The following is a 3,006-nucleotide window of genomic DNA, read 5'->3' on the forward strand; positions in this document are numbered from 1 at the left end:
CTGGGGCATCTACGTCGGTAAGACCGCTTACACGCACTACGACTACAGCGTGTACGAGGACGGCGACCGCGACTACGCGTTCGTCACGGTCTACAACGGCGTCCAGGTCACGGACGTGCGCTACGACAAGCACGACGACCACCGCGGCAAGGGCCACAGCGGCCGCTACGACCACGACGGCAAGCACCGCGGCGGACGTGACCACGGCAAGAGCGATTGGCGTGTGGCGCCCGTCTCCGTCCGGCAGTTCCAGGCCCTGAACAGGGGCAAGGACCTCACCGGCAACGGCCCCTGGGCCAAGGGCACCGGCGTCCAGACCCACGAGATCGGCGAGTTCGCCTACCACAGCCACGCGGACTCGTACGTCAGCCGTGACGGCAAGACCCTCTACTTCCGCAAGAAGGTCTGGGACCGCGACGACTACAAGGGTCCGAAGAGCGACGACAAGCAGCTCACGCCGAAGGCCGCGCCCAGCGGCGAGAACAACCGCTTGGCGCCTCCCACGCCTCCCAAGCCCCCCACGCCTCCGAAGCCCCCCACGCCCCCGGAGCCGCCCAAGCCGCCCAAGCCGCAGCCGACCGTCACGGTCACAGCGACCGCGACCGCGACCGCCACGGTCACGGCGACAGCGACCGTCACCGCGACCGCGACCGTCACCGCGACTCCCACCTACAAGCCGACGGCCAAGCCCACCTTCCGCCCGAAGTACAAGTACTACGCGCGGACGTTCTGGGCGCAGACCCGCGTCGACCACCGGCCGCACGGCACCCTGAAGATCACGCTGAAGGACGTCGGCAGCCTCGGCTCCAACGTCGGTGGTCAGGGCCTGGCCTACAACCAGAAGATCGGCACCTCGATCTTCATGTTCGGCTACCCGAGCGGGTCGCACCCGGACGGCAACTACGCCTTCACCGGCAAGACCCAGAAGTGGGCCTACGGCAAGACCTTCAAGGCGAGCTCCGCGGCCATCAAGGGCGAGGAACTCGTGGGGGTCAAGTCCTCCTTCACGGGCGAGGGCGCCATCGGCTCGTCCTGGCTCTACCGCTACAGCAACGCCAAGCGGCTCGGTTACCTGAACGGTGTGACCATCGGTGTCGCCGACACCGACGGCAACGGCCGCATCGACACCAGCATCTCGCCGTACTTCGACGGTGAGACGCTCGGCGTCTACAAGGCCGCCGCGGCCAACTGGTCCGGCAAGATCGTCTGAGTCTCCGACTCCTGACGTCCAGGAGGGCCCGGCTGTTCGCAGCCGGGCCCTTTCCTTTGCCCGCCGCCTCTCCCCAGCCGGCTCGCGCCGGTCGCCTCACGCCCGTTGCCGTGTGCCTGGCGCCTTGTGCCTGGTCAGGGCAGCCCCTCCCCGATGGGTGACGAGCGCGGGCGGCCGCCCTGTTCGCACCGCCACGCCGGCCGCCCGTACGGCCTCTCAGGCCCGTTCCCGGCCTCCCCGGCTTGATCGACCATGTCGGAGTTCGACGGACTTTCCCCGCACAGCGGCATTAGGGAATCCGCTTCCTCGGGCCCATGACCCCTTCGCGACTTCGTCGGCACGACCCCGGAGAAAAGCACACGAACAAAGGACGGCCGGGCCACGAGGAGTCAAAAATGATCAGGACAATGATCACTGACAGACTGGTAAATCGCAATGAGGAAATCATCTGCGGCAGACCACCAGGAAAGCGAGCGGAAAGCTACTCGCACCTGCTTCCACTAAGCCTCGCCGCCAACTTACCAAGAGCACAGCATCGCGGGCATGAAAGCCTTCGAGCGGCTCTCGCATCCGCGGTCTCGCGCCGATTCCGAGGGGCACGGCAAGCCGTCACAGACAGCTCTCCCAGACGAGCCGAACGCCGACAAAACATCGATCTACCTGTGCGAATGCCACCGACCCACCGGCCTCCGAGCACGAACGACGCCCCCGCTTCGCCCTCTCGGCGACGGGCGTTCAATCACCGCCGGAATCGCGCCCGCAAACTGTGCGATGACAGTGATACTCCGCCCGGAAAACCCACTCTGCCATTCAGAGAATGCGCATCGCGAGCCGTACGGCGTTCCCGAGAAAGCTCCAGCCGAGCCCTGAACGGCTCGATTCGGCGGCTTAGAGTGCCCAGTGGATATCGGTCATCCGATTAGCTGGCTTACCGGATGGTAACCCCCTCGGCGAGAGTTCCCAGGAAACCTTCAGGAAGGCCATCGCCGCACCGCGGCGGCCACCTCTCGGCAGCCTTCCGGCGCAGGGGAACCGGAGCCGGCCAAGGCCCGCTCCAGCGGTCCAGGGAGGGCCGCGTCGCGGCCATCCAGGGATCTACGTGCTCCTTCGCACATCTCCTTGATCATCAAGTCGCACCCCCGGCCGGCCACACGGACCAAGGTCCAGGCGAACGGGCACACTCCGACGCAATTTCCCGGCCATCCGGTTTCACTCAAACCTGTGATTTACGTCACATCGAGCCGTGACTGACCTGGCGCGGAACGTGACCGTAATCCTTCCACACAGCCCGCGATCAGCTCGTTTTCAGCTTCCGTTCAGGAAGCGACTGAAGGCACGAAGTTGGAGGCAATGCGCGAAGCGATCAATTCCACTTACGTCACTCCAATTGGTCCTATAGCTTTCTCCTCGTTCCTCACTGACGGATGGGGCGCAGGTGACGCCTCACGACAGACCAGGAGAAAGTTATGAAGCGCACTCTCGCTCTGGGCGGGGTCGCGGCCGGCCTGCTGGCCTCCGCGGCGATCGCCGCCCCGGCTCACGCCGACTCGGTTCCGGCCGTGAACCTGGCCAACACGAACTTCGCGGCTCAGCAGGTCGCGGCGTTCTGGTACGGCCAGGCCAAGGCCAACCTGATCAACGCCACCCCGTACACGGTGGAGACCACGGTCGCCACCAAGCACGTCACCACGGGTGGCGCGTCCGCCGACACCAAGGCCGGCGTTGTCGGGTCGAGCGGCGACCAGAAGGCCGCCACCGGCAGCCTCAAGAACGTGAACCTGCCGAAGACCACCGGC

The 3,006-nt window shown here is 66.0% G+C and carries 2 pseudogenes; both read left to right on the forward strand.

Annotated features, from left to right (window positions below):
- Positions 1-1,210 (forward strand): annotated as a pseudogene (locus FLV34_RS43130) (hypothetical protein); the annotation flags it as partial.
- 1,466 nt (positions 1,211-2,676) lie between these two features.
- Positions 2,677-3,006 (forward strand): annotated as a pseudogene (locus FLV34_RS38940) (hypothetical protein); the annotation flags it as partial.

The sequence above is a fragment of the Microbispora sp. CSR-4 genome (assembly GCF_008033685.1).
Classification (GTDB): Bacteria; Actinomycetota; Actinomycetes; order Streptosporangiales; family Streptosporangiaceae; genus Microbispora.